The sequence below is a fragment of the Bradyrhizobium sp. AZCC 1588 genome (assembly GCF_036924735.1).
Lineage (GTDB): Bacteria > Pseudomonadota > Alphaproteobacteria > Rhizobiales > Xanthobacteraceae > Bradyrhizobium.
The window spans coordinates 5789422-5813793 of sequence record NZ_JAZHSC010000001.1; the positions used below are offsets into that span (position 1 = coordinate 5789422).

A 24372-nucleotide genomic window follows, 5' to 3' on the forward strand; every position below is an offset into this window, starting at 1 on the left:
CGGATGCTTGTCAGCTCGGTGGTGGCCGCGGGGCTGCTCGGTGCAGTGCCCGTGGCGCATGCGCAGAGCGAACGCAGCGCCGGCGAACTGATGGACGCGGTGATGTGGGGCAAGGAGCCGATCGGCGGCCCATTTGCTCTCGTCGATCACACCGGGAAGCCTCGTACGGACGCCGATTTCCGTGGCAAGCTGATGCTCGTCTATTTCGGATTCAGCTTCTGTCCGGACATCTGCCCAACCGATCTGATGGCGATCGGGCAGGCCGTCGATAAGCTTGGCCCTGGCGGCGACGCGGTACAGCCGTTGTTCGTCACAGTCGACCCCGACCGCGACACGCCTGCGCATCTCGCCGACTACGTGCCGTTCTTTCACTCGCGCCTGCTCGGCCTAACAGGCGATGCTGCGCAGATTCGCGACGCCGCGCGCTTGTATCGGGTCTATTACGCGAAGGTCGCGATCGAAGGCGCCGCAGAATACACCATCGATCATTCAGGTTTCATCTATCTGATGGATCGCGACGGCAAGTATCTCGGGTTCTTCCCGCCGGGCACCCCCTCGGATCGGATGGTCGCGGTCATCAAGGCTCATCTCTCAGCCAAACGCTGAAGGTTACCTGCCGTTGTCTCGACCCTGAAGTCCGCTCAGGGTCCTCAGACGTCGGCGTACGCGGCGATCAAGTCCGCTCATCTCTCGATAGCTGATATTGTCGCGCTGGTTCGGCAGTTCGTTTAACTCGAGGCAGGTTACGATGGAGACCGTTTACCGTCGGGCGACGCGCACGGACGCAAGCGATCTCGACGATATTCGACGACGATCGATCCTTGAGCTCGTGCATCCAACGATGACGGCCGCCGAGGCGCAGGCGGGGCTGCGAAGCTTACGCGCGCCGGAATGGAGCAAAAGCTGCGGGAGCTGGAAGTGTGGGTGGCCGAGCGGGGCGGCGCCGGCCGACAATCACGTTGATCCCACGGTCAGCTCAGGCCTAGACTGTCCAAGCTGAGCTATCCATGTCGTTCCAGGAGGATTCCATGAAGGTAGTTTCGCGATTCCTGCTCGCCGTGACCGTTCTCGCACTCGCACTCGCAGCCGGCGACGGCTATGCGCAGGACGGTGGCATGAAGAAGTGGACAAAAGGAAAAGGGTGGGGCTGGGTTTGGGGGCCTCAGGACGAGGTCGGAAATCTCAACGAGATGACCGATGCATCACGTTTGGCCGCCTTGAAGCTTGTGACACAAGGTAGTGTCTACGATCTCGGCCTTCCGTACGACCGCTATTCGTACAAATGGCCTGGCCACAGCCCGGGGGAAATCATGAGCTTCCGCTCGCCCGCGGGCGTGAGGAGCCAGAAGGATCTGTCGTTCACCACGCCGGAGGGCGGCAATACGGGGATCACCGCCTGGCATAGCAACGCGATCTTCATGAACGACAACGTGGCGACCCAGATTGATGGACTCGGTCACGTCACGCATGGACCGAAGAACGAGTTTTACAACGGTTTCACGTCCGACGAGTGGGGCGGCGACTTCGGCGTTCGCAAGGCCGACGTGACGACGATCCCGCCGATCGTCGCGCGGGGTGTCTTGGTCGACGTTGCGGGCTTCAAGAACGTGGAAGCCCTTCCGTCTTCCTATGAAATCACTGTCGCTGATATCGAGGGCGCGTTGAGGGCGCAGAACGTCGACGTCACCCCGGGCACGGTCGTTCTGCTACGCACGGGAACCGCCCGCTACTGGGGCGAGAACGGTCGCGACCACGCCAAGATCGGCCAGCACGACTCGGCAGGCATCGGCCTGACAGCCGCGAAGTGGCTCGTCGAGGAGAAGGGCGCGCTTATGCTCGGTTCCGATACGTCCGGGCTCGAATATGGGCCGCCGAAGCCAGCCGACTCTCAGGCCGTTGGCGGCAGCTTCATCCCGGTCCATGTCTACCTGCTCGTCCAGCAGGGCGTCCACATCCTGGAGTTCAATAACCTCGAGCGGCTCGCCGCCGATCGTGTCTACGAGTTCGCCTATATCCTGACCACAAACGCCATCCGCGGTACCGTGGCCGGCACGACGCTGCGGCCGCTGGCCCTCCGGTAATCGAACGTAGCGCTGATTGGCGACCGAGAACGGTTACGGTACCCACTCTGCAAAACTTCGCGGCTGCGATATCGTCGCCCTCCGGGTCGAGGATGTCGCTGCCGGCGGGTACACGACGGATCGCGCAACGATCCGACAAAAGAAAACCGGCGATCTGTCAGATTTTGAACTCTCTCAATAGCGGCCGTTGCCCTGTTGGTTCGGCAGGTCGGTTTGACTCGAGGCAGATGACATGAGTGCCGTTTACCGTCGGGCGATGTTCAATGACGCAAGCGGTCTCCACGATATTCGACGACGATCGATCCTTGGACTCGCGCCGCCAAAAATGCCCGTCGCCGAAGCGCAGGCGTGGGCTGTGCAGCTCACGCGCGCCGGAATGGAGCAAAAGCTGCGTGAGCTGGAAGTCTGGGTGGCCGAGCTGGACGGCATCGTAGCCGGGTGGGGGGCCATTCGCGGCGACTGGCTGGAGGGACTCTATACCGACCCGGAATTTGCCGGCCGGGGTGTTGGCGCGGGGTTGCTGGAGATGTTCGAGCGTCTGATGCGTGAGCGAGGCATTCGGGCGGTGCGGGCCGAAGCCAGTTCGAACGCGATGGCATTCTACCTTCGTCGAGGTTACCGGGCGAATGATCCTCGATCGCCAAATGGGGCTTGGCCCATCGCGAAGGAGCTTCTATAGCCGCCTTTCGGCGAAGCTGAGGCCGGAGGTTCGAACGGCGCTTTAAACCGTTCGCGGCGCTTGATTTTCACCGCGCGAGGGGCGACTTTGGCGCCCGCTTGGCCGGGCCTGTCGGAGCCCGCGCGGCGGGTTGTCAGGAGGATATTGCGTGGCGGACCATCAGGTGCACGATTTGACGCCGGAAGACGTTTCCAAGGGGATGGCGGAGGGACGCTATCTTCTGGTCGATGTCCGCGAGCCCAATGAGGTGGCGGTGGAGGCCTATCCGGATGGGGTGGTCATTCCGCTCCAGAGCTTCGATCCGGCGGCCATTCCGGAACCGCAGGGAAAGCAGGTGGTTTTCGCCTGCCGCTCGGGCAAGCGCTCGGTGACGGCTTCGCTTGCGGCGCAGGCGGCGGGGCTGCCTTACGACAAGCATCTGGCAGGGGGCATCATCGGCTGGAAGGCCGCGGGATTGCCGACCAAAACCGGCGGCTGATCTGCCAATGACCTCCATGAACAAGGTCTTTGCCGACCTTCCCGTCACCGTGTTCGAGGCGATGTCGCAGGCGGCGCGCGACAACAACGCCATCAATCTCGGCCAGGGCTTTCCCGACGATCCCGGGCCGGAAGACATCCGTCGCGCGGCGGCCGACGCGACCTTGAACGGCTACAACCAGTATCCGTCGATGATGGGCATTCCGGAACTCCGGCAGGCGATCGCCGCTCATTACGGCCGCTGGCACAAGCTCTCGCTTGATCCGATGACGGAAGTGATGGTGACCTCGGGCGGCACCGAGGCGCTGACCGCGTCCATTCTTGCCGTGGTCGAACCCGGCGATGAGGTCGTCGTGTTCCAGCCGGTCTATGACAGCTATCTGCCGATCATCCGCCAGGCCGGCGGCATTCCGCGCCTGCTGCGGCTCCAGCCGCCGGGCTGGCGGCTGACGGAAGAGATGCTGGCCAGCGTCTTCAATCCCAAGACCAAGGCGGTGCTGTTCAACAACCCGCTCAATCCGGCAGCCGTCGTCTATCCCCGCGAAGACCTCGAACTGCTGGCGCGCTTCTGCCAGAAGTTCGACACCATTGCGATTTGCGACGAGGTCTGGGAGCACGTCATCTTCGACGGCCGCGAGCATATCCCGCTGATCACGATCCCGGGCATGCGCGACCGCACGATCAAGGTCGGCAGCGCCGGCAAGATTTTTTCGCTGACGGGATGGAAGGTCGGCTTCGTCTGCGCCGCGCCGCCGCTGTTGCGGGTGGCGGCCAAAGTGCACCAGTTCCTGACCTTCACCACCGCGCCGAACCTGCAGGCGGCGGTGGCCTATGGCCTCGGCAAATCAGACGAATATTTTTACGACATGCGCAAGGAGTTGGCGCGGAGCAGGGATCGGTTGACGAAGGGACTGGAGAGCATCGGCTTTCCCGTGCTGAAGTCGCAGGGCACGTATTTTCTCACCGTCGACCTGTCGCCGTTGGGCCTGAATGAGACCGACGTCGAGTTCTGCAAGCGCATTGTGAGCGACTACAAGGTCGCCGCGATCCCGGTGTCGGCTTTCTATGAACAGGATGCGGTGACGTCGGTGGTGCGGTTCTGTTTTTCCAAGAAGGACGAAACACTGGATACCGCGCTGGAACGCCTGTCGGACGCAGTTCACGGCCGCCGCAGGAGGTAGAGCATGCGCGATCAAATTAGAAGTTCGCTGCGCCTGATCGGCGCGATGGCTGTGGCGCTGTCGCTCTCGCCCGCCTGGGCGCAGGAGCGCACGGTGAACTTCTACAACTGGTCGAACTACATGGCGCCGGGGGTGCTGGAGGATTTCACCAAGGAAACCGGCATCAAGGTGGTCTACGACACGTTCGATGCCAACGAGACGCTGGAGACGCGCCTCCTGGCCGGAAAGTCGGGCTACGACGTCGTGGTGCCGACCGGCTATTTCCTGCAGCGCCAGATCACCGCAAAAGTCTTCCTCAAGCTCGACAAGTCGAAGCTGCCCAACCTCGCCAATGCCTGGCCGGTGGTGACCAGCCAGCTTGCGACCTACGATCCCGGCAACAACTACGCCGCCAATTACATGTGGGGCACCACGGGGATCGGCTACAACGTCAAGACGGCCGCGAGGATTCTCGGACCCGACGCCAAGATCGACAGTTGGGATATCGTCTTCAAGCCGGAGAACCTCGCAAAATTCAAAGACTGCGGCATCCATATGCTTGATTCAGCCGACGACATTCTGCCGGCGGCGCTGAGTTATCTCGGCATCGATCCGAACTCCACCAAGCAGGCCGATCTGGAAAAGGCCGCCGATCTCGTCAGCAAGATCAGGCCCAACGTCCGCAAGTTTCACTCTTCCGAATATCTGGGCGCACTGGCGTCGGGCGAGATCTGCTTCGTGGTGGGCTGGTCGGGCGACATCATGCAGGCGCGCAGCCGCGCGGCGGAAGCGAAGAACGGCGTCGAGATCGGCTACACCATCCCGAAAGAGGGCGCGCAGATGTTCTTCGACAATCTCGCGATTCCTGCGGACGCGAAGAACGTCGCGGAAGCCTACGAGCTGATCAACTATCTCTACCGCCCCGAGGTCGCGGCGAAGAATTCCGATTTCCTGTCCTACGCCACCGGCAATCTCGCGAGCCAGAAGCTGATCGATCCGAAGATTTTGAACGACCGCAACATCTATCCGGACGAAGCGACGCAGAAGAAGCTGTTCGTCATCAAGGCCCGCGATCCCGCGACGCAACGCGTGATCAACCGGCTGTGGACACGGGTGAAGACGGGGAGGTGATGGGTGGGGGCGCGGACGTGGCCGCACCCGTCATTGCGAGCGAAGCGAAGCAATCCATAGCGCCGCAAGCGCAGAGATGGATTGCTTCGTCGCTTCGCTTCTCGCAATGACGAACCAGTATGCAGGTGTCGTAATATTCCGGATGTTATGGCCTTGTCCGCACTCCGTCGCCAACAAACTCCTATTGCCGAAACCCGAGGCAGAATCTATAGCTCGCTCCGGGAGCATCACATGACCAACATCCTCACCTTCTTCTCAACGCGCACGCTGCTGCAGATTATCGTCGTACTGGCATCGACGGTCGCGATGAAGGCCTGGAGCCTCGGCCTGTTCGGCGGATAGGCCCCGTAGCGGGGCTGCTCGCGATACGGAGCGACCGCCCCCGGATTATGCTGGCGCTCCGTCCGGGCTACGAAAGCGCCGCTACCGCCACCGCCTGTGCAGCCACAGCCACTGGTCCGGATATTCCCGCACCCAGCCTTCGACCACGGATGTCACCGCCTGCATCGTGCCCTGGATGTCGATTTGGCCGGAGGCGTCGCGCACCGGCTTGACCTCTTCGGATAGTTCGGCGCGGAAGCGGTGGTTGGGCAGGCGGATGATGCGCACGCCGTGCACGGGGCATTCGACCTGCCGCAACAGCCGCGCCAGCGTCGGGTTGGCCTTGGTCTTGCGGCCGAAGAACGTCACCTCGACGCCGTTGCCCAGGTACTGATCGACCAGCATCGCGACGTGCTGGCCCCGCTGCAGGGCCTCCGCCAGCTTGAGCGGCGCCTCGCGGCCGGCCGGCACCAGCGTGCCCATCTTGACGGCGCGGATTTTTTCGATGGCGCGGTCGGCGGCCTCGATGTTCGGCCGGCGGAACAGGATGGCGCAATCGAGCCCGTGCGCGACGGCGCCGAGCGCGGGGATTTCCCAATTGCCGAGATGGCTCGCGAAGATGATCGCAGGCCTCCCGTCGTCACGCAACGAATCGAAGATTTCCTTGGTCCGCGGCGGGAACTCGATGCGGCTCGGCTTCTCCGGATGATCGAGGTCGTAATCCCAGATGTGATCGAGATGGGCGAACTCGGCGCCGATGCGGCCGAGATTGTCCCACACGCCGGCCAGAATGGTTTCGATCTCTTCGGCCGATTTCTCGGGGAAGGCGGCCTTGAGATTTTCGCGGCCGATGCGGTCCTCGCGCAGCCTGCGCCCGATGAAGCGGGTGACGCGGCCGAAGAAATCGGCGGTCTTGTCCGGATCGAAATAGCGCGTGGTGCGCAACAGCGCGATCGTCAGCGCGCCGACAGCGGCTTCAGCCACCGGCTTGGCGGCGTCGCGCAGGCGCGCCTTGGTGCGTAGGAGCAGGCGGTTCATTTAAGAAATAGCCAGCTCGCTACACCGGTTCGCGCGTCAGGATCAGCGAGGCGTTTTGCCCGCCGAAACCGAACGAGTTCGACATCACGGCGGTGACCTTGGCGTCGCGCGCCTTGTTGCCAACCACGTCGAACAGGATGGCCGGATCCGGAATCTCGTAATTGATGGTCGGCGGAATTCGCTGATGCTCCAGCGTCAGCAGCGAGAACACGGCTTCCACCGCGCCGGCCGCGGAAATCGTATGCCCGACCATCGACTTGTTCGAGGACACCGGAATCTTCGGCAAATGCTCGCCGAACACGACCGCGGTCGTGTTGTACTCCATCTTGTCGTTTTCCGGCGTCGCGGTGCCGTGCGCGTTGATGTGATCGATCTGCTCCGGCTCGAGGCCGGCATCGGCCAGTGTCTTGCGCATGCAGCCGATGATCGGCTTGCCGTCCGGGCTGGAGCGGGTGCGGTGGAACGAGTCGGTCAGCTCGCCGCAGCCGGCCACCACGCCGAGAATTTTCGCGCCGCGCGCGATTGCGGACTCGTAGCTCTCCAGCACCATCGCGCCGGCGCCTTCCGCCATGACAAAACCGTCGCGGTTCTTGGAGAACGGCTTTGAGGCGCTCTGCGGCGGATCGTTCTGCGTCGATAGCGCCGACAACAGCGAGAATCGCACCATCGCTTCCGGGTTCACCGAGCCGTCGGTGCCGACGCACAGCGCGGCATCGGCCTCGCCGCGGCGGATCGCCTCGACGCCGAGCTGGATCGCGGTGGCACCGGAGGCGCAGGCGGTGGAGAGCGAGATCGGCGATCCCTTGGTGCCGAACGTTTCGGCCAGGTGGCTCGCTATCGAACCGAACATGAAGCGGCGATGGTAGGCTGTGAACCGGCCGCCGCCGCTGACGCGCAGCATATCCTCGTAGCCGAATTCGGTCCTGCCGACGGCGCGTCCGAGCTCGAGCCGCTGCGGCCATTCGACCTCGACCGGCGCAACTGCCAGAAACAGCGGTCCGGGAAAGTCGGCCTTGGCGCCGATCGCCGCCTGTTCGAGCGCTTCCCCGGTCGCCATCTCGGCGAGACGTTCGCTGAGGCCGGTCGACGAGAACGGATCGACGGTGACGAAATCGACGGTGCCGGCCATGGTCGTTTTCAGGCCGTCGATCGGAAAGCGCGTCACGGTCCGGATGCCGGATTCACCCGCGGTCAGCTTTGCCCAATTGTCCTGCTTGCCGGCGCCGAGCGACGTCACCACGCCCATGCCGGTGACGACGACGATCGGCCTGCCGAGTTTATCGCGTGGTGCTGACATGGTTCCCCCGATGTTGCGCCGTAACTGAAAGTGCGCTCGCGCTCATTGCTTGCTCTGGCGGTGCCGAAAGCGGTCTTTCGGCCACGCTCTACTTGATGGCCTCGACCAGGGCCATGCCTTCGCCCTGCCAGTGACCGGCCCCCACCACGACAATCTGGTCCGGGCTGCCTGGCTTTTCAACCTCGAGGCCGGTCGGGTCGTTGGGCGGGAACAGCGCGCCACGGGAGATCGAGAGTGCGGCAAGCGCCAGCCCCAGCGGAAACTGCGTCTCCAGCGTGTGACCGAAGATCGTGCCGGTGGCGCGCACCGCAAAGCCGGGATGCTGGCGCAAAAAGGCCTTCTCGTCCGACGTCACCGGCTCGACGCCGGTTGCGCCCGTGATCAGGGTGCCGCTGTCGCCGACGCCGAGCTTCGGCCACAGCGCCTCCAGCGATTTGGTCACCGTGCCCGGCTGCTTGCGCTGCGCAAGGTCGGCAACGACCTTGGTCAGTTTGGCGTAAGGCTTGGCGCCGCGGGCTTCGGCGTGCTCGCGGGCTTCCAGCACCAGGAAACAGCCGGCGGAGCCGAGCGCGAACCCGCCTCTCTCCTCGCGTTGCCACACCGGAGCAAACTTTTCGGTCAGGTTGAAATCGCCGAATTCATAGAGGACCAAAAGATCGGACCGTTCGCCATTATGGGCCGCGCCGACCAGCGCGATGTCGCTTTGGCCGGCTTCGATCCGCGCCAGCGCAATCCGCGCCGCGTCTATGCCGGCGGCTTCCTCGCCCATGAAGGTGCGCGACGTGCCGCAGACGCCATGGACAATGGCGATGTTGCCGGCAAGCAGGTTGGAGAGCTGGGCCAGAAACAGCGTCGGCCGCAAATCGTTCATCAGCCGTTCGTTGAGAAAGCCGGGGCTGGAATTGCCCTTGGCGTCGGCGCACAGGATTGCCGCATCGACTGCGATGTCGCGCTCGCCGCCGCCGGCGGCGACGATCATGTCCATGCGGCCGAGGATTTCCTTGTTGCCTTTGACGCCGGCCGAATCCAGCGCCAGCCCGGCGGCATAGGTGCCGATGCGCTGCCAGGCTTCCATCTGGCGTTGGTCGCCCTTTTTCGGGATCTGTGCGTCGAAGCTAACAGGCGCCAGCGGATGCACGATGTAGGGCGCGAACCGCTTGTCGTCGACGTTGATCTTGCCGGCGTTGAGCGCATCCCAGTGCGCGTCGAGCCCCTCGCCGAGCGAGGAGACGATGCCGATGCCGGTGATCCAGACTTCCTTCGCGCCCGCGGATTTTGGCTCAGTCATTCGTGATTGCCTGCAGTGGGAAGCCGATCTTGTTGGCCATCGCGTCCATATGCACGCGTAAGGCCGGGTCGGGGAAGGGGGCAAGGCCGAAGGTTAGTTCGGCGCTGCACTTCAACTCCTTGCCGATGCGTATTTTTGCCTTCGTGACGGCAAAGCCGGAGCCTTCGTGCTCGAGCTTCGCATCGATCGTCAGCAACTGACCGGGACTGACGTAACCCCGCATCTTGGCTTCCTTCACGATGGCCAGGAACGGCATGCGCTGGAACTTCAGGACGCCGAGTATCAGCCAGCCGGAGCTCTGCGCCATCGCTTCGGTCAGCAAAACTCCGGGCATGATCGGGAAACCGGGGAAATGCCCTTCGAAGATGGTGTGCGCGGCCGGCACCTGCGCCTCGACCGTGATCCTCTTCTCGTCGAGGTTCAGGTCGACGACGCGGTCGATTAGCTTAAAGTAATCAAGATCCATGGCGGGCGATTAGGCGCCCGGCGCTGCATTCTTGGCGGCGACCAGTTCGTCGATGCGATCGGCGAGATTTTGCAGCACGAAATACTGCTCGGTCGTGGCCTTGCCGTCGTTGACCTCCTGGGTCCATTTTTCGAGCGGCATCTTGATCCCGAACGCCTTGTCGATGGCAAAGGCGATGTCGAGGAAGTCCAGGCTGTCGATGCCCAGATCGTCGATGGCGTGGCTCTCCGGCTTGATCGTGTCGCGCGGGATGTCGCAGGTCTCCGCGATAATGTTGGCGATCTGATCGAATGTGGAAGACATCATTAAGCCTTTGATATACTGGAGAAAATCCGGAACGGCTTGGAGGAGGCGGGTGCACGGCCCCGGAAGGCCCATTCCCTCGGCCGGAGTCGAGTGCCCGTATATCGGAGCGGGGCGCTGAGTTCAATGGAGGGAGGCGGTCCGGGCAGAGAGGGATTTGGGGGCAAAGATGGCGGTTTTGGTTCCGGGGAGTCGCCTAAGAAATCACCGTCTCTCACTCAGCAAGCGTAGCCCGGGCGAGCGAAGCGACCCCGGGAGAGTGTCCCCGCATATCGCCGCCGCTCATGCGGGCTACGTTTACTCCGCCCGCAGCATGAATCCGTCGAAATATGCCGCAAGCTCAGCATGGCCATCGAGCGGAAGCACATGCGCGACATACTGGTCCGGGCGCACCACGACCATGCAGCCTGCGTTCCGGTCGATGCCGCGCATCGAACAAGATGTCGTGGCCGGCCTTCAGATCGGGGCAGAACATTTTTTCGTAGTCGATCAGCCCGTAGCGTCCTTTGCGCGGGAGAAGGAGCGGGGGCATCGCATCGATGGCGAGCTCGGTGTGGGCCTGCTGGAATATGGCGCGGACATCGATTACGGAATCGATATCTGCGCCCGCAGGCGTGTGCCGTCTGACGGGAGATATGGGGCTCTCGCTCAGGAAATCGCACAGCGAGCGGAGAGGGGAATTGGCGGCGGGATCGCCCGCGCCGGCGAAGACGAAAAGCCGGAAGCGGCCGTCTGCCTTGGCGACGTGGCCGAGATGAACCGGCTTGGCGTCCGAGAGGCGAACGACCGGCGCGGAGTGAAAGCGGGTGCCGATCACAAAACCCTTGGCGAGATGCTGGTGGCTTGGTTCGGCGGTGGTGATGGACGGGCGGTAGTGGGTCGCCGTTCCCGCGGTATAGCGGCCGTGCCGGACGAAATAGTCCTGGGTTTTCGCAGCATCCGCGCCCTTGTTGTCGCCCTTGGCGGAAGCGAGGATCGTGGCCCATTCGCGGTCGAAGTCGATCAATTCCTTCGCGACCGCCTGCCGCTCTGCCGAATAGCTGTGCAAGAGATGCGGCGCGCTGCGCTGGCGCAGGACGGAGGCGAGTTTCCATCCGAGATTGAAGGCGTCCTGCATCGAGACGTTCATGCCCTGGCCGGCCTTGGGGCTGTGGGTATGGCAGGCATCGCCCGCAATGAACACGCGGGGCAGGCGTGCTTCGACTTTTTCCGCCGGCACGTCATCGAATTTGTCGCATAGCCGCTGACCGATCTCGTAGACCGACCACCAGGCGATTTCCTTCACATCGAGCGGATGCGGATTGAGAATTCGTCGCGCCTTCGCGATCAGGTCGTCTGACGTGATGTTGCGGCTGGCGACCCGCTCGCCGGCGCCGAGATTGGCGAGTTCGACATAGAGCCGGACGAGATAACCGCCTTCGCGCGGGATGACGATGATGCTGCCGTCGCGAGCCGACTGGATCAGCACCTTGAAGCGGATGTCGGGGAAGTCGGTGACGGCAAGGACGTCCATCACGCCCCAGGCATGGTTGGCGGAATCGCCGCGCAGCTCGCGCCCGATCGACTGGCGCACCGTGCTGCGCGCGCCGTCACAGCCCACGACGTAGCGCGCCTTGACGGTCTCGATCTCGCCCGCGTGCCCGGCATCGAGCCGCTCCAGGATCACGGTCACCGCGTGGTCTTCGAAGCGCGCTGAAGGAGCGATCTGAAGGTCGCGCAGGCGCCGCGCATAATATGGCTCGAGTTTTGCCGGCGATTTGCGCATGACATCGAGATAGCAATCATGCACGCGCGCCTGGTTGAGAATGACATGCGGCATTTCCGACAGCCCGTCCTCGACGTCCTGAACCCGGCCGCTGCGGACGATATTTTCGGGCTTGCGATCGTCCGGCTTCCAGAACGTCGTTTCGGTGATCCAGCAGGCTTCTTTCAGCACGCGCTCGCTGAAACCAAAGGCGTGGAACATCTCCATGGTGCGGCAGGCGACGCCGTCGGCCTGGCCTCGCAGCAGCCGGCTCGGCTTCTGCTCGACGATGCAGGTCTTGATGTCGGCAAACGCCGCAAGCTGCGCCGCCAGCGTCAAGCCCGCCGGTCCGCAGCCGACGATCAGGACGTCGACTTCCGCCGGAACCGATCCAGACATGCCGGACGGTAAAACCCGCTCGACGGGATCGGCGATTTCCGGGTCGCCCGGCTCGAAGCCGTTCAAGTGAAACTGCATGAGACCTGCTCCTCCCGTTCCTGGCCGGCCGGAGTTGATTTTGACCGATCGAATTGCCCTTCATCTATGGCGTCGCTCACTTGACCCCGCCAGATGCTCGACTAAAGCGCATCGACGATATTGATCAGCATGCTGATTATCAGTATACTTGTCAATTCCAAATCTGATTGCAAAACGACCCTGGAGCGATCGGTGAGAGATAACAGTGAGATGCCCGGCCATCTGGCACGCCGCTTCCAGCAGATCGCGGTGGCCGTGTTCCTTGCCGAGGTCGAGGAGGCGGGCTTCGACCTCACGCCCGTTCAATACGCAGCGCTCGCGGCCATCAAGATGAATCCAGGGATCGATCAGGTGACGCTCGCCGGCCTGATCGCCTATGACCGAACCACCATCACCGGCGTGGTCGACCGCCTGGTGCAGAAGGGCTTGCTGGTGCGTCACCCCAGTACTCGCGACCGCCGCGCCCGCGAGCTAAAGATTACGGAAGCCGGAAAGCGAACGCTGCGCGGAATTACGCCGGCCGTCGAGGCCGCCCAGCGCCTCATGCTGCGCGGCCTCACGGAGAAGGAGGGCGCCGAGTTGATGCGGCTGTTGCGCAAGGCGATCACCGCCGGCAACGAACTGAGCCGCGCGCCGCTGCGGGAGGCGGAGCTGCGGTGAGGAAGCGCGGGCCGATGAAAGACGATGAGGCGCGTTCATCGTCGGGTTGACAATGACCGCGGCCGAGCCAACAATAATGATCGGTTGATACACCGGCCGCCTGCGCCCTCTGGGATGGTGAACGTATCTGATATCTCGGCCCTCGCTATTGGCGAACGGGTCGGCAAGGCAGGCACCGATCTCCTCCGTTCGTCGATACGGGTGCTCTCATGCGCGATTTCCGCGACGCGAAAGCCATGGCGCGTTCCCTGCGCGATGCCTTGACTGCCAAAGCTGTGCAAACCACGCACAGCGAGTCTTTGGAGCTGATCGCGAAAGCGTTCGGCTACGACAACTGGAATATCCTTTCCGCCAAGATCGATGCAGCCCAGCCACCCGCGAAGATCGAGGCGGCCCGGCCACCGTCCAACTGGCCGGGTAGGCTGCAGAATCCGGCAGCACAACTCCTATATTGCTCGTTCTGCGGCAAGAACCAGCACGAGGTGAACAAGCTGGTCGCGGGACCTGCCGTGTTCATCTGCGACGAATGTATCGAGCTCTGCACCGACATCGTCGACGAGCAACTGCTTCGCCTGATCGAAGGCGACGAGGAGGGCGCTCGCGACATGTCGACCGACAGGCTGCAGCACTACGTCGCACACGCAGAGAAGGGAGCGCAGCGCAACCGGCTCGCATTGCAACGTATCGCGAGCGTGCTAGCGCTTCGCGAAAAGGGGTCGGCAGCGGACAGCGAAATGTCGCTATCGCCCAGCTTCGCCCAGTTGAAGAACACGACGCCGGACGGACTGCGAACCATGCAGGCATATTCGCAGACCCAGTTGAAGAGCTATGAACAGGCGCTACGAACGGCGACGCTCATCGTGAACGAACGGACCCGGCAAACGCCCTCGTAGCGAGCGTAGCCCGGATGGAGCAAAGCAAAATCCGCGGCCCGTGGCCCCGCATATCGCATGCGCTCATGCGGGCTACTTGCTGCAGCAGACTGAGCCCGTAGGATGGGTAGAGCGAAAGCGAAACCCATCGCGTCTCGGGCCGCAATTGATGGGTATCGCTTCGCTCCACCCATCCTACGCGACTGCACCAATACGCGTCGCCGTCGAACGGCGGATTACGCTGTCGCTAATCCGCCCTTCTGTAACGGGCCTCGATCAGTCAATCCCTTTTTGCGTTGTCCGTTCGCCGGGGTCTCGCTTCTGTACGGGGTCGGCGCAAGGCCGCCACCTGATGGGGTTGGAAGAGGATAGGCCGACCAATCTACGGACGCGTGGTCGTGATGCCACTGGCGGATTAGCGGTCTGACCTGATCCATCGTCCCGGCGATGGGACTTCGCTTCGAGAAGGCCTGGTGTCGTGACCTGCCCGAAAACTGTTTTGCGTTCTCCTGTCAGATTGCCGCAGCGGCGGCGTTGAAGGGGGTTCCGTCGGCGAGCATGCGATGCATGATCACCGCGAGCCTGCGCGCCAGTGCCACCTTGGCCTTGCTCATGCCGGCGCGCCTGGCGATCCGCATCGCCCAGCTCTTCAAGAGCGAACAGCCTTTGATCGGCTTGGTCAACATGAGGTGGGCGGCCTCATAGAGCGCCGTGCGCACCGAGCCGTCGCCGATCTTGCTGATCCGGCCGGTGTAGTCGGTCTCGCCGGATTGATGCCTCTTCGGGGTCAGCCCGAAGTGCGCTCCCACCCGCTTCGACGACGTGAACCGTCCCGGATCGTCGATGGCGCTGGCATAGGTGAGTGCGATGATCGGGCCAACCGCCGGGACCGACGTCAGCAGCCGTGCCTGCATGTCGGATCGTACCATCTTGCGGGTCTGCTTCTCGAAAGCCGTGAACTCCTTCCGCAGTGCCTCGCGCACCGACAACAGTGCATCGGCGATTTTTTGAAGATGCGGGTGGGCTGTAACGAGTTTATTGATCCGTCCTGCAAACTCCCGCTCCGTCGTATTGCCAACCTTAAGGCCAAAACCGCGCAGGATCCCGCGCAGGCTGTTCTCGACATCGCGAAGCTTCGATTGCACCAGCTTGCGGGCCGTCAATATTGCCCGCGTCTCTTGCGCGCTCATCGATTTGCAATGCACCGGCCGGAACCAGCCCAGCCGCATCAACTGCGCAATCCCGCGCGCATCGTTGCGATCGGACTTCACCGGCATGGCCTCGAACGCCTTGCGTACGTGCCGTGTCTCCAGCAGCTCCACGGCAAGTCCGGCCGCCTTCATCCTCGCAAACAGCCATTGCGACAGCGGTCCGGCCTCCAGCCCGATCCGCTCAAGGCCGAAGCCGAGCGAACGGAACCAGGCGATTAACGCCTCCGGCTCGCTGGCCACCTTGGCCTCGCGCAAAATTTTGCCGGTTGCCTCAACCACGCACACGCTCGAGCATTCCAATGAAACGTCGATTCCGGCATAATGGTCCATGGTCGTCTCTCCTCGATGTTTGGAGCGAGGCTCATCCTTCGACTCCGTCACACCATCCATGTGAGGGACGACCGCCCACCTTCCAAGCGAGCCGCGCGAAGCGCGCCTACCAAAAGCGCCGTAGCAAGCGCGGCTCGCTTGGAAGGTGGGACCAGGGGCCCGTTACCCCATCTACCTCACTCCTCACGACCGCTTCGCCTCATCGAGAAACGCCTGCACCGCCTCGAACAGCTTCAGCCGATTGCGCTCCATGATGATGGTGTGCGTGCCCTCCGCCAGCGCCACGTAGCGTTTGCCCGGGGAGTTCACCAGCAGCGGAAACAGCGTCTGCGCCATGTAAGGCGGCGTGTCGCGGTCCCATTCGGCGCCGACCAATAGCGTTGGCACCGTTATCTTGGCGGGATCGTAGTACGGTTTGCCGGCGCCGAAGAATTCGGCGCCGTCCTGCACGACGCCGTTGGGGGCGCGAACGACCGGCGGATTCATCGCCGCGCCGACCGGATCGGTGGCGAAGGTCGCGTCGGCCCAGGCATCGAACCAGCCGGCGGGAATGAGGCTGGCCTTCTTGTCCTCGGGCACGCCGGTGTACCAGCGCTCCTTCGCCTGATCGCGGTTGACCATTCGGTACGCGCCGAGCTTGCCGGAGCCGGCCTGAACGAGCGAGGGCGTTTGCCGGATCCAGGACGGCGCGTAGAGCACGAGACGTTCGACCTTCGAAGCGTTCTGCGTGGTGTAGGTCGCCATCAGCGTAGTTCCCCACGACCAGCCGAGCAGGTTGAGGCGCGGAATGTTGCGGCGCTGCAGGATGAAGTCGACGGCGGTGCCGATATCCCTGACCGCGGTCTGGCCGGTCACGATTGGCGGATTGGCTTCGGGCTTGTCGGCCATCTCGGGAGGACGTGTCGACTTGCCGTAGCCTCGCAGATCCAGAAGCCACACGTCGTAACCGCGCGCGGCGATGTATTCCATCCAGGACAGGCCATCCAGTTTGAGGTCGAACGCCGTCTCCGAAGGATAGGTCGCGCCGTGAACGTAAAGCACGGTCTGCTCCGGGTGGAAGGTAGTCATATCCGCCGGTCGCTTGTTGCGGACGTAGATCTCGATGCCGGGATCTGAAGTCTTGACCATCATCTCTTCGGTCACCAGAGCCCTCGTCTGCGCCAGCGCCGGAATCGAAAGGAGCGTTGCGAGAAGAAAGCTTGTGACAGCGATTGAAAGTCTCAATGGTGCCTCCCTCGTATTCTTCGTCTTGTTTGTGATTTTGACGTAGCAGGACGTTGTGCACCCTACACTTTATTCCCGTTCGGTGCGACGGCGAACGGGTGCGCCGCGAACTGATTTGCTCCTTGCGCAGGCGCAATCTTGGGAAGTGCCCTGTGACATATCAACCCGTGGCAAATAACTTCTGATTTTCAGAAATCATGTCAAGGTCGGGAATCAAAAATATTTCGCTTCTCCGCAGGCCCAAATCAGCCGTAAGTTTCGCCGTCCCGTCCCGACAAGAGGGGCGTTGGCCATCGTCACGAACGTGGGGCGGGATGCGGTGGACGCAGCAGCGTCAGGCGCGAGAGGTTGTTCGCAGGGCGGCATCGATCCGTGAGCGAACACGGCGCGCAAGACGTACGGCGCTGAAGCGTACGGCAAAACCGTGTGGTCCTGACACCCGTGGCTGGTGCCAAGCTGCCGGTGGCGCATTCGAACCGACCGGATCGAATGAGCCATCAAGCCGGCAGCGATGGAGGCAAGAAGGAATTCGTCTCCAGGGAGAGCACGGCATAAGCCGTCAACCCATTGCGCAGGGAATGCCGGCGTGCCCCGGCTGTACCTGTATGCTCGTGTGCGCTTTGCTTTGCGCATACTGCACACGAGACCGCGGGTGCAGCAAGCACCCGGCATTCCCTGCTCCCTCTCGTTGGGAGAAGAGTCGTGCAAGCCTCGGGCGCAATGCGTCGCGAGAACGCGAAATCGCATCCACGTCATTGCGAGCGTAGCGAAGCAATCCATTGTCACCTCATGCGCGGAAAGATGGATTGCTTCGCTCTGCTCGCAATGACGCGGAGAGGCCGCGGCGCTCCATACAGCGCATGCACGGCCGATTGGAAAGACCTCTCATTACCCCTGCGGCGCCACCGAAATCCTTGCGCAGTCGCGGCGGCCCATCAGGACGCAATCCTGGGTCTTGCGGAGATCGGCGATGCTTACCGCAAGCCAGATGCCGATCGCGGTCAGGGCCACGGTGAAGGCGAGCGCTGCGATGTTGGCGAGCATGCGGTGACGGAAGTCGTCGCCCTCGTCGCGCGACCGTTCGTAGCGGGACAGATCGTTCGCGGTTTGCGGCCCCTTGACCTGGCTAGGTTCTTCCCGCCCGCCCGGTGGGTGGGCCGAGGTACGCGGCCGGAACTTGAGCACCACGTGCTCATCGTCCGTGGTAATGGGCCGCTGGGTTTTCACTGCGCTCGTCCGACGAAAAATCCTGCGGTCTTTTTAGCACGGCGGCAGCGCTTCCAACATGAAATCTTGCAAACCGCAGGACAGCCATCCATCTCCGCAACGTCTGATGGAACCGTAACGACGCCGGGCTCAGCCCTGCTTCGGCAGCCGCCCTATCATATAGAACTCGTCGTTCGGGCGCATCGCGGTGACGTTGGCCAGCCGGTTCGACAGCGCGAAGAAGGCCGAAATGGCCGCGATGTCCCAGATGTCGTCCTCGGAAAAGCCGTGGCTGGTGACCTCGGCAAAATCGGCCTCGGAGACCTCGTTCGCCGCCCGGCTCACCTTCATGGCGAAGTCGAGCATGGCGCGTTGCCGCAGCGTGATGTCGGCCTTGCGGTAATTGACCGCGATCTGGTCAGCGATCACGGGGTTTTTCGCCCGGACGCGCAGGATCGCGCCGTGGGCAATCACGCAGTAATGGCACTGGTTGGCGGCCGACGTCGCCACCACGATCATCTCGCGCTCGGCCTTGGTCAGCCCGCTGTCCTTCTCCATCAACGCGTCGTGATAGGCAAAGAAGGCGCGAAATTCGTCGGGCCGGTAGGCCAGCGTCAGGAACACATTCGGCACGAAGCCGGACTTCTCCTGCACCGCGAGAATTCGCGTGCGGATATCCTCCGGCAGCTTGTCGATGGCGGGCGGCTGAAATCGTGTGGCGGCAGGCTTGGACATGAAAGGGTTCCGGCTGATGGCCGCGGGATGCGGCGTTGCCGGAACCATATCGCGTTTTCGGGGGAAGTGGACACCGCCCCGCGCGGAGCAATCGCGCGAAACTGTTATGCCTCAGCGCAGCGGCTTTTTCAGCAGCGAGAACCGGTCGGGATCGAGCCCCATCGAGGGCTGCAGCATCGGCGCTTCGACCGGCGTCATGACGCGGGCAGCGGGGCGATCGTTGATCGAGGGATCGTTCGGAACGTCCCGGTGCGAGGTGGCGCCGCGCCAGCGATCCAGCACGGCCGAGACGAAATGCATGTCATGGCCGGCGGAAACCGACGGCACGGTGGCGATCGTGGCTTCGCTGCGCGGCAATTGATGCACCGGAACCTCCTTGAAGCGCAGCCGCGTCGGCAGCGCCACGCCTTCGCCGAAGGCCAGCACCTCGCGGGTGCCGAGCGAGGGCACGAACGACAGCAAGTTGGCTGCGGCGTCCGAGACCGCCGAGCGCAGGAGCGCCTGGTCGCGGTCGTTGGCAAGGCGCATCGCAAACAGCGTGTTGCACTGGGAAATGATGGTGGCGTCGAGTTCGGCCGGGCGCTGGGTGACGAGGCCGAGATAGACGCCGTATTTGCGCCCCTCCTTGGCGATGCGCGACACCGCCTTGCGCGTCGGCCCGAAGCCGATGTTGCGGTCGGCCGAGGCGTAACGGTGCGCCTCTTCGCAGACGAACAGCAGCGGCGACACGCCGTCGCTCCACAGGCCGAAATCGAACGCCATGCGGCACAGCACCGACACCACGGAATCGACAACTTCGGCGGGGAAGCCGGCGAGCTGCATGATGGTCATCGGCCGGCCGTTGGCAGGCAGCCGGAACAGATGGCTGATGACTTCCGCCATGGTGTCGCCGCCGACATTGGCGTTGTCGAACATGAAGGCGTAGCGCGGATCGTTGCGCACGGTCTCGATGCGCGAAATCAGCTTGTGATAGATGATGCGCGAGGAGCGGTTCTCCAGCTTGCCCATCCGCTCGTCGATCAGCGAGATCAGGTCGACAAGGCGATACGGCACCGGCGTATCGACGGTGTAGACGCCCGACTTGGGATCCATGCGCTTGAGCCCGAGCCGGTCGGAGTTCTGATACTGGGTATAGATGCCCTTCGCCATCGGAATGACTTCGGCGAGGACGTCGAGCTCTTCCGGCACGCCCGGGCGGCCGCCGAACAGCACGTCGACGATCTCTTCGAAATTGAACAGCCAGAACGGCAGTTTCAAATTGCGCGGGTTCATTACGACCGCGCGATCGCCGAAGCAGCGACCATATTCGTTGTGCACGTCGAGCAGGAAAACCCGCAGGTTCGGCCGCGCCTTCAGAATCTCGTTGAGCAGCAGCGACACGCTGGTCGATTTGCCGACGCCGGTGGAGCCGAGGACCGCGAAGTGCTTGGAGAGCATTTCCTCGACGTCGACATAGGCGATCACCGAGCGGTCCTGCTGCAGGGTGCCGACATTGATCTGGTCCGACCCGCTCGGTGCATAGACGGTGCGAAGGTCCTGGGCGGTGACGATGTCGACGGCGTCGCCGATCGTCGGATAATTGGTGACGCCGCGTTGGAATTTCGGGCGGTCGCCGCCGAAAATTTCGCCGAGCAGGTCGACCGATGCGGTCGCGATGTATTCATCAGAACTTGGCTGATTCTCGCACGACACCTCGGTAAGCATGGCGATGATGGTGGTGGATGTCGCACAGCGAATACTGATGAAGCGGCCGACGGTGGCGCGCACTTCGGAAAGGGGCATCTGGCCTGTCGCCAGAAGTCCGACCCGGGCGAGGGAGCCGCGCACGGAAATCACACGTCCGAAGGATGTCACGGTGTTGAACCTGGATCTCATGAATTGGGGTCTGGCCTGCATTATGGGCGGCCCCGACTAGCGAAACGGTTAAACCGGCGTGGTTCCGTATCAGCTAAATCAGCGGCATCCCGGTCAGGATCCGTATTTGCAGCGGAGTCCGATCTCACGCTCCGATTGCGAGTTAGGCTTGGAAAATCAGGGTTTTCTCGCATTTGTTGGGTCGCGCGAGCTCTGCTGCGAATTAATCTTTCGTTTACCATTTCGAAGGAGAGGACCAGCCAAGGGTCACCTCTCGATAACCTGTTAGTGGCGATGGTGATTGGAGCCAGCCCGTGTATCGACGTAACCGATTGCTAACCGCAAGTTGTAACGCGCCTTCCATTGTCCTTCGTACCAATATCGCTGGGCGGGAAAAACGGGATTCCGGCTTGCGTCTGCATGACCGATCGCCAACCGCCCGCGGATTGGCGATTTCGCGCGGAGAAGCATCTCGGGTGAGCATCGAAAGCGACCAGAAATTGCCTGGCGGTCCCGCCGATAAGGCCGGACTATTTACGCTGCTTGCTGTCTGCGCCGTCCTGCTCGCGGCGGCCGTACTCGCGCAATTTGCTATCTCGACATGGAGCCTGCGCGAACGCGTCCTGCTGGCGCTCGTCGCTGCTCTAGCCGCAGTCGCTGGATACTTGCTGCGGCGCGACCGATTGACTGATCAGAGGCTGCTGGCCGAGCGGCGCCAGCTCTCGATCGCCGTGAACAACATCCCGCAAGGTCTTGTTCTGTATGATGCATCCGCGCGGATCATCATTTGCAACCAGCCCTATCTCGACATGTTCGGATTGTCGCCCGACGTGGCGAAGCCCGGCTGCACCATGCAGCGGCTGATCGCCCACCGGAAGGAAACCGGATCCTTCGATGGCGACATCGATGCATTCTGCAACGCGATCATTCAGAAAGTGTCGCTCGGCAAGGCCACACGCCAACTCACGGAAGCGCCGGGCGGCCGGGCGATCGAGATCATCAACCGGCCGCTGAAAGGTGGGGGGTGGGTGGCTACGATCGAAGACATCACCGAGCGCAAGCGCGCGGAAGAGAAGATCGCACATCTGGCGCACTACGACGGTCTGACAGACCTGCCGAACCGGATCCTGCTCCGCGAGCGGCTGGAACATTCGCTTGCAGCGATCCGGCCGGGCGAGCAATTGGCGGTGCTCTATATCGACATCGACGAGTTCAAGAGCGTCAACGACGCGCTCGGCCATCCGATCGGCGATGAATTGCTCAAAGGCGTCGCCGATCGCCTGCGCGGTTGCTTGAGGGAAACCGACGTGGCGGCCCGGCTTGGCGGCGATGAGTTTGCCGTCATTCAAATGCCCATCAAGGATCGCTCGGAAACCACTCGGCTCGTTGATGAAATCCATTCGGCGATCAGGCAGCCCTTTGAATGCATGGGGCACCTGATCACCACCGATGCCAGCATCGGAATAGCGCTTACTCCCAGCGACGGGGTGGACCTCGACCAGTTGTTGAGGAACGCGGACCTTGCGCTCTACGGCGCCAAGGGCGATGGACGGCGAACCTACCGCTTCTTCGAGGCCGGCATGGATCAGCGCGCCAAAACGCGGCGAAGTCTGGAGTTCGAGCTGCGCCAGGCGATCAGCGACGGCAGCCTTGAGACCTATTACCAACCGGTGGTCAATATCGAGGACGGCAAGATCTCATCCTGCGAGGCGCTGTTGCGGTGGCGGCACCCCGAACGCGGCATGATCTCGCCGGCGGAATTCATCCCGATCGCGGAGGATAGCGGCCTGATCAATCAGCTCGGCCTGTGGGTGCTCAATGCTGCCTGCGCCGAGGCCGTTACCTGGCCGGACCATGTCCGCGTCGCGGTCAACGTCTCGCCGGTGCAGTTCAGGAGCCAATCGCTGGCGCTGAACGTGGCCGCGGCGCTGGCCGCCTGCGGCCTTCCCGCGAGCAGGCTGGAGCTCGAAATCACCGAGGCCGTCCTCATTCGCGACGACGAGGCGGCGCTCGACATGCTGCATCAGTTGCGCAAGCTGGGTGTCCGGATCGCGCTGGACGATTTCGGCACCGGCTACTCCTCGCTCAGCTACCTCCAGCGTTTCCCGTTCGACAAGATCAAGATCGATCGCTCGTTTATCAGGGATATCGCAGGCCCCGGCGCGTCCTCGTCGATCGTCCAGGCCGTGGTGAATATCGCAGCCGCCAGCGACATGATGACGACGGCGGAGGGTGTCGAAACCGAACAGCAGAGGAACTTGCTATACATCCTCGGCTGCACCGAGATGCAGGGCTATTTGTTCAGCCCTGCGATACCGGCCGCGGAGGTGAGACGGCTGTTGCTAACGCATACCGGCAGAGCGATGTCTGCTGCTTGAAACGCTGGGCACAGCTTGCTATCGACGGAGAACGAAAAACAAGAAGCAGGGCAGGGTGGACCGCGATGAATCGCGACAACAAATCTTGAGCGAGCCCGCGCGATCTTCCGCGCTCGCACCATTCCGCGTCAGGAACTACCGTTTTCAGTGGCCGGCCGATCTGCTCACCTCCTGGGCGTTCGAGATGGAGCTGATTATTCTCGGCTGGTATGTGCTGGTCGAGACCGGCTCGGTCCTGCTGCTCACCGTGTTCGCCTCGCTCGGCTATGTCGGTACGCTGGTTGCGCCGATATTCGGCGTCGTCGGCGACCGGATCGGTCACCGCGATCTCTTAGGCATGATGCGCGCGACCTACGCGGTGCTGGCCGCGGTGCTGATGGCGCTGGCGCTGTCCGGCCACCTCGCGCCGATATTTGTTTTTGTCATCGCGGCCGTGATGGGCATCGTCCGTCCGTCGGATCTCGGCGTGCGCGGCGCGTTGGTTGCGACCATCATGCCGCATGGCCAATTGATTGGGGCGATCAGCATCTCGCGCACCACGATGGATACCGCGCGGATCGCCGGCGCGCTGAGCGGTGCCGGCCTGTTTGCCTCGCTCGGCATGGGCCCGGCCTATGTGGCGATCGTTTGTCTCTATCTCACCGCAACCGCGCTGACGCTGTGCATCGTGGCGCCGGCAAAGCCGCAACTCGCGGGCGAGGCTGCCAGCGAGGCGTTGCAGCGCTCGCCGCTGCGCGACCTCAAGGAGGGGGTCGCCTATGTCTGGACCACGCCGCGGATGCAGGCCGCGCTCTGGGTGGCATTTCTGGCCAACCTGACGGCGTATCCGCTCTCCAACGGCCTGCTGCCCTATATCGCCAAGGCGATTTACGGCACCAACCAGACCGGGCTTGGCTATCTGTCGGCGAGTTTTGCGATCGGCTCGCTGGCCGGTTCGATCGTGTTGAGCCTGATCCACGATATCCGGGTGGCGCGGCTGATGATCGGCGCGACCGTCGTCTGGTACGCGACCCTGCTGGTGTTTGTGCAGATGCAGACGGTGCCGACCGCGATCGTGTGCCTGGTGGTGGCGGGCTTTTCGCAAAGCCTCGCCATGATCTCGATCGCCGTCATCCTGATGCGGACCGCGAGCGAGAATTTCCGCGGCCGGGTGATGGGTGTACGCATGATGGTGATCTACGGCCTGCCGATCGGCCTGTTGGCCGCCGGCAGCCTGATCGACGAGATCGGATTTGCCGCGACCGGCACAGTCTACGCGGCGGCCGGTCTCGCGCTGATGCTGGCGATCGTGCTGCACTGGCGCGCCGATCTCTGGCACGTGCATGCACCGGCGAATGCGCGGTGATCTGACCGCGCAACGCCGGCACGCCGATCTCACTGCACCTTGATATTCGCCTCCTTCAGCACCCTTGTCGTTTCGGTCTGTCGCGGTGGTTGGCT

General features: G+C 62.9%; 19 protein-coding genes and 3 pseudogenes. 11 read left to right on the plus strand and 11 right to left on the minus strand.

Going from position 1 to position 24372, the window contains the following annotated elements; all coding sequences use genetic code 11:
• Nucleotides 1-3 precede the first annotated feature (3 nt).
• The 6 genes from V1277_RS26895 (at nucleotide 4) to V1277_RS26920 (ending at nucleotide 5528) form a co-directional block, all read left to right on the plus strand.
• On the plus strand, nucleotides 4-606 hold the full coding sequence (locus tag V1277_RS26895) for an SCO family protein (protein ID WP_334418904.1): 603 nt from the start codon (nucleotides 4-6) through the stop codon (nucleotides 604-606).
• 422 nt (nucleotides 607-1028) lie between these two features.
• Entirely contained in the window at nucleotides 1029-2081 is a 1053-nt protein-coding gene (locus V1277_RS26900) for a cyclase family protein (RefSeq protein WP_334418905.1), read from the plus strand.
• Between the two features lie 232 nt (nucleotides 2082-2313).
• On the plus strand, nucleotides 2314-2760 hold the full coding sequence (locus tag V1277_RS26905) for a GNAT family N-acetyltransferase (RefSeq protein WP_334418906.1): 447 nt from the start codon (nucleotides 2314-2316) through the stop codon (nucleotides 2758-2760).
• Between the two features lie 199 nt (nucleotides 2761-2959).
• Nucleotides 2960-3238 (plus strand): rhodanese-like domain-containing protein, encoded by a 279-nt coding sequence (locus V1277_RS26910; protein ID WP_334420460.1) that lies wholly within the window; start codon nucleotides 2960-2962, stop codon nucleotides 3236-3238.
• 7 nt (nucleotides 3239-3245) lie between these two features.
• On the plus strand, nucleotides 3246-4418 hold the full coding sequence (locus V1277_RS26915; protein ID WP_334418907.1) for an aminotransferase: 1173 nt from the start codon (nucleotides 3246-3248) through the stop codon (nucleotides 4416-4418).
• Nucleotides 4419-4421: 3 nt separating this feature from the next.
• On the plus strand, nucleotides 4422-5528 hold the full coding sequence (locus V1277_RS26920) for a polyamine ABC transporter substrate-binding protein (RefSeq protein ID WP_334418908.1): 1107 nt from the start codon (nucleotides 4422-4424) through the stop codon (nucleotides 5526-5528).
• Between the two features lie 423 nt (nucleotides 5529-5951).
• On the opposite strand, the gene V1277_RS26925 is transcribed toward V1277_RS26920, so the two are convergent.
• From V1277_RS26925 to V1277_RS26950, 6 genes and pseudogenes are all read right to left on the minus strand, one after another.
• Nucleotides 5952-6887 (minus strand): lipid A biosynthesis lauroyl acyltransferase, encoded by a 936-nt coding sequence (locus V1277_RS26925; protein ID WP_334418909.1) that lies wholly within the window; start codon nucleotides 6885-6887, stop codon nucleotides 5952-5954.
• A gap of 19 nt (nucleotides 6888-6906) precedes the next feature.
• A complete protein-coding gene (locus V1277_RS26930; protein WP_334418910.1) occupies nucleotides 6907-8184 on the minus strand; it encodes a beta-ketoacyl-ACP synthase in 1278 nt (425 codons plus the stop codon).
• Between the two features lie 88 nt (nucleotides 8185-8272).
• Nucleotides 8273-9472, minus strand: a complete 1200-nt coding sequence (locus V1277_RS26935) for a beta-ketoacyl-ACP synthase (RefSeq protein WP_334418911.1) — start codon at nucleotides 9470-9472, stop codon at nucleotides 8273-8275.
• Complete coding sequence (locus V1277_RS26940) at nucleotides 9465-9938, minus strand: 3-hydroxyacyl-ACP dehydratase FabZ family protein (RefSeq protein WP_334418912.1); 474 nt, start codon at nucleotides 9936-9938, stop codon at nucleotides 9465-9467. The genes V1277_RS26935 and V1277_RS26940 overlap by 8 nt, the downstream gene beginning before the upstream one ends.
• Before the next feature lie 9 nt (nucleotides 9939-9947).
• Nucleotides 9948-10241, minus strand: a complete 294-nt coding sequence (locus V1277_RS26945; protein ID WP_028346689.1) for an acyl carrier protein — start codon at nucleotides 10239-10241, stop codon at nucleotides 9948-9950.
• A 297-nt stretch (nucleotides 10242-10538) separates the two neighbouring features.
• Nucleotides 10539-12462: pseudogene (locus V1277_RS26950) on the minus strand (FAD-binding monooxygenase).
• Nucleotides 12463-12654: 192 nt separating this feature from the next.
• Between V1277_RS26950 and V1277_RS26955 the strand changes: the two are divergent.
• From V1277_RS26955 to V1277_RS26965, 3 genes and pseudogenes are all read left to right on the plus strand, one after another.
• Complete coding sequence (locus V1277_RS26955; protein WP_334418913.1) at nucleotides 12655-13122, plus strand: MarR family winged helix-turn-helix transcriptional regulator; 468 nt, start codon at nucleotides 12655-12657, stop codon at nucleotides 13120-13122.
• Nucleotides 13123-13331: 209 nt separating this feature from the next.
• Nucleotides 13332-13490 (plus strand): annotated as a pseudogene (locus tag V1277_RS26960) (glyoxalase superfamily protein); the annotation flags it as partial.
• A gap of 54 nt (nucleotides 13491-13544) precedes the next feature.
• A pseudogene (locus V1277_RS26965) lies at nucleotides 13545-13685 on the plus strand (ClpX C4-type zinc finger protein); the annotation flags it as partial.
• 821 nt (nucleotides 13686-14506) lie between these two features.
• Here the strand turns inward: V1277_RS26965 and V1277_RS26970 are convergent.
• The 5 genes from V1277_RS26970 to V1277_RS26990 form a co-directional block, all read right to left on the minus strand.
• Nucleotides 14507-15535: an IS110 family transposase gene (locus tag V1277_RS26970; protein ID WP_334418049.1), complete on the minus strand. Its 1029-nt coding sequence runs from the start codon at nucleotides 15533-15535 to the stop codon at nucleotides 14507-14509.
• 183 nt (nucleotides 15536-15718) lie between these two features.
• Nucleotides 15719-16759: an alpha/beta hydrolase gene (locus V1277_RS26975; RefSeq protein WP_334418914.1), complete on the minus strand. Its 1041-nt coding sequence runs from the start codon at nucleotides 16757-16759 to the stop codon at nucleotides 15719-15721.
• 888 nt (nucleotides 16760-17647) lie between these two features.
• A complete protein-coding gene (locus tag V1277_RS26980; RefSeq protein ID WP_334376046.1) occupies nucleotides 17648-17986 on the minus strand; it encodes a hypothetical protein in 339 nt (112 codons plus the stop codon).
• 129 nt (nucleotides 17987-18115) lie between these two features.
• Nucleotides 18116-18700, minus strand: a complete 585-nt coding sequence (locus V1277_RS26985) for a peroxidase-related enzyme (protein ID WP_334418915.1) — start codon at nucleotides 18698-18700, stop codon at nucleotides 18116-18118.
• Between the two features lie 111 nt (nucleotides 18701-18811).
• Complete coding sequence (locus V1277_RS26990) at nucleotides 18812-20575, minus strand: ATP-binding protein (protein WP_334376044.1); 1764 nt, start codon at nucleotides 20573-20575, stop codon at nucleotides 18812-18814.
• A gap of 455 nt (nucleotides 20576-21030) precedes the next feature.
• Here V1277_RS26990 and V1277_RS26995 point away from each other — a divergent pair, with 455 nt between their 5' ends.
• Together V1277_RS26995 and V1277_RS27000 are read left to right on the plus strand one after the other, a co-directional pair.
• Nucleotides 21031-22932, plus strand: a complete 1902-nt coding sequence (locus V1277_RS26995) for a putative bifunctional diguanylate cyclase/phosphodiesterase (protein ID WP_442894520.1) — start codon at nucleotides 21031-21033, stop codon at nucleotides 22930-22932.
• A gap of 85 nt (nucleotides 22933-23017) precedes the next feature.
• Nucleotides 23018-24277 (plus strand): MFS transporter, encoded by a 1260-nt coding sequence (locus tag V1277_RS27000; RefSeq protein WP_334418916.1) that lies wholly within the window; start codon nucleotides 23018-23020, stop codon nucleotides 24275-24277.
• Nucleotides 24278-24372 lie beyond the last annotated feature (95 nt).

Coding starts and splice junctions, on each gene's coding strand:
- V1277_RS26970 (WP_334418049.1), bottom strand. CDS start 15,535: ATGGACCATTATGCCGGAATCGACGTTTCATTGGAATGCTCGAGCGTG.
- V1277_RS26990 (WP_334376044.1), bottom strand. CDS start 20,575: ATGAGATCCAGGTTCAACACCGTGACATCCTTCGGACGTGTGATTTCC.
- V1277_RS26910 (WP_334420460.1), top strand. CDS start 2,960: ATGGCGGAGGGACGCTATCTTCTGGTCGATGTCCGCGAGCCCAATGAG.
- V1277_RS26895 (WP_334418904.1), top strand. CDS start 4: ATGCTTGTCAGCTCGGTGGTGGCCGCGGGGCTGCTCGGTGCAGTGCCC.
- V1277_RS26930 (WP_334418910.1), bottom strand. CDS start 8,184: ATGTCAGCACCACGCGATAAACTCGGCAGGCCGATCGTCGTCGTCACC.
- V1277_RS26985 (WP_334418915.1), bottom strand. CDS start 18,700: ATGTCCAAGCCTGCCGCCACACGATTTCAGCCGCCCGCCATCGACAAG.
- V1277_RS26900 (WP_334418905.1), top strand. CDS start 1,029: ATGAAGGTAGTTTCGCGATTCCTGCTCGCCGTGACCGTTCTCGCACTC.
- V1277_RS26925 (WP_334418909.1), bottom strand. CDS start 6,887: ATGAACCGCCTGCTCCTACGCACCAAGGCGCGCCTGCGCGACGCCGCC.
- V1277_RS26940 (WP_334418912.1), bottom strand. CDS start 9,938: ATGGATCTTGATTACTTTAAGCTAATCGACCGCGTCGTCGACCTGAAC.
- V1277_RS26920 (WP_334418908.1), top strand. CDS start 4,422: ATGCGCGATCAAATTAGAAGTTCGCTGCGCCTGATCGGCGCGATGGCT.
- V1277_RS26905 (WP_334418906.1), top strand. CDS start 2,314: ATGAGTGCCGTTTACCGTCGGGCGATGTTCAATGACGCAAGCGGTCTC.
- V1277_RS26945 (WP_028346689.1), bottom strand. CDS start 10,241: ATGTCTTCCACATTCGATCAGATCGCCAACATTATCGCGGAGACCTGC.
- V1277_RS26935 (WP_334418911.1), bottom strand. CDS start 9,472: ATGACTGAGCCAAAATCCGCGGGCGCGAAGGAAGTCTGGATCACCGGC.
- V1277_RS26915 (WP_334418907.1), top strand. CDS start 3,246: ATGACCTCCATGAACAAGGTCTTTGCCGACCTTCCCGTCACCGTGTTC.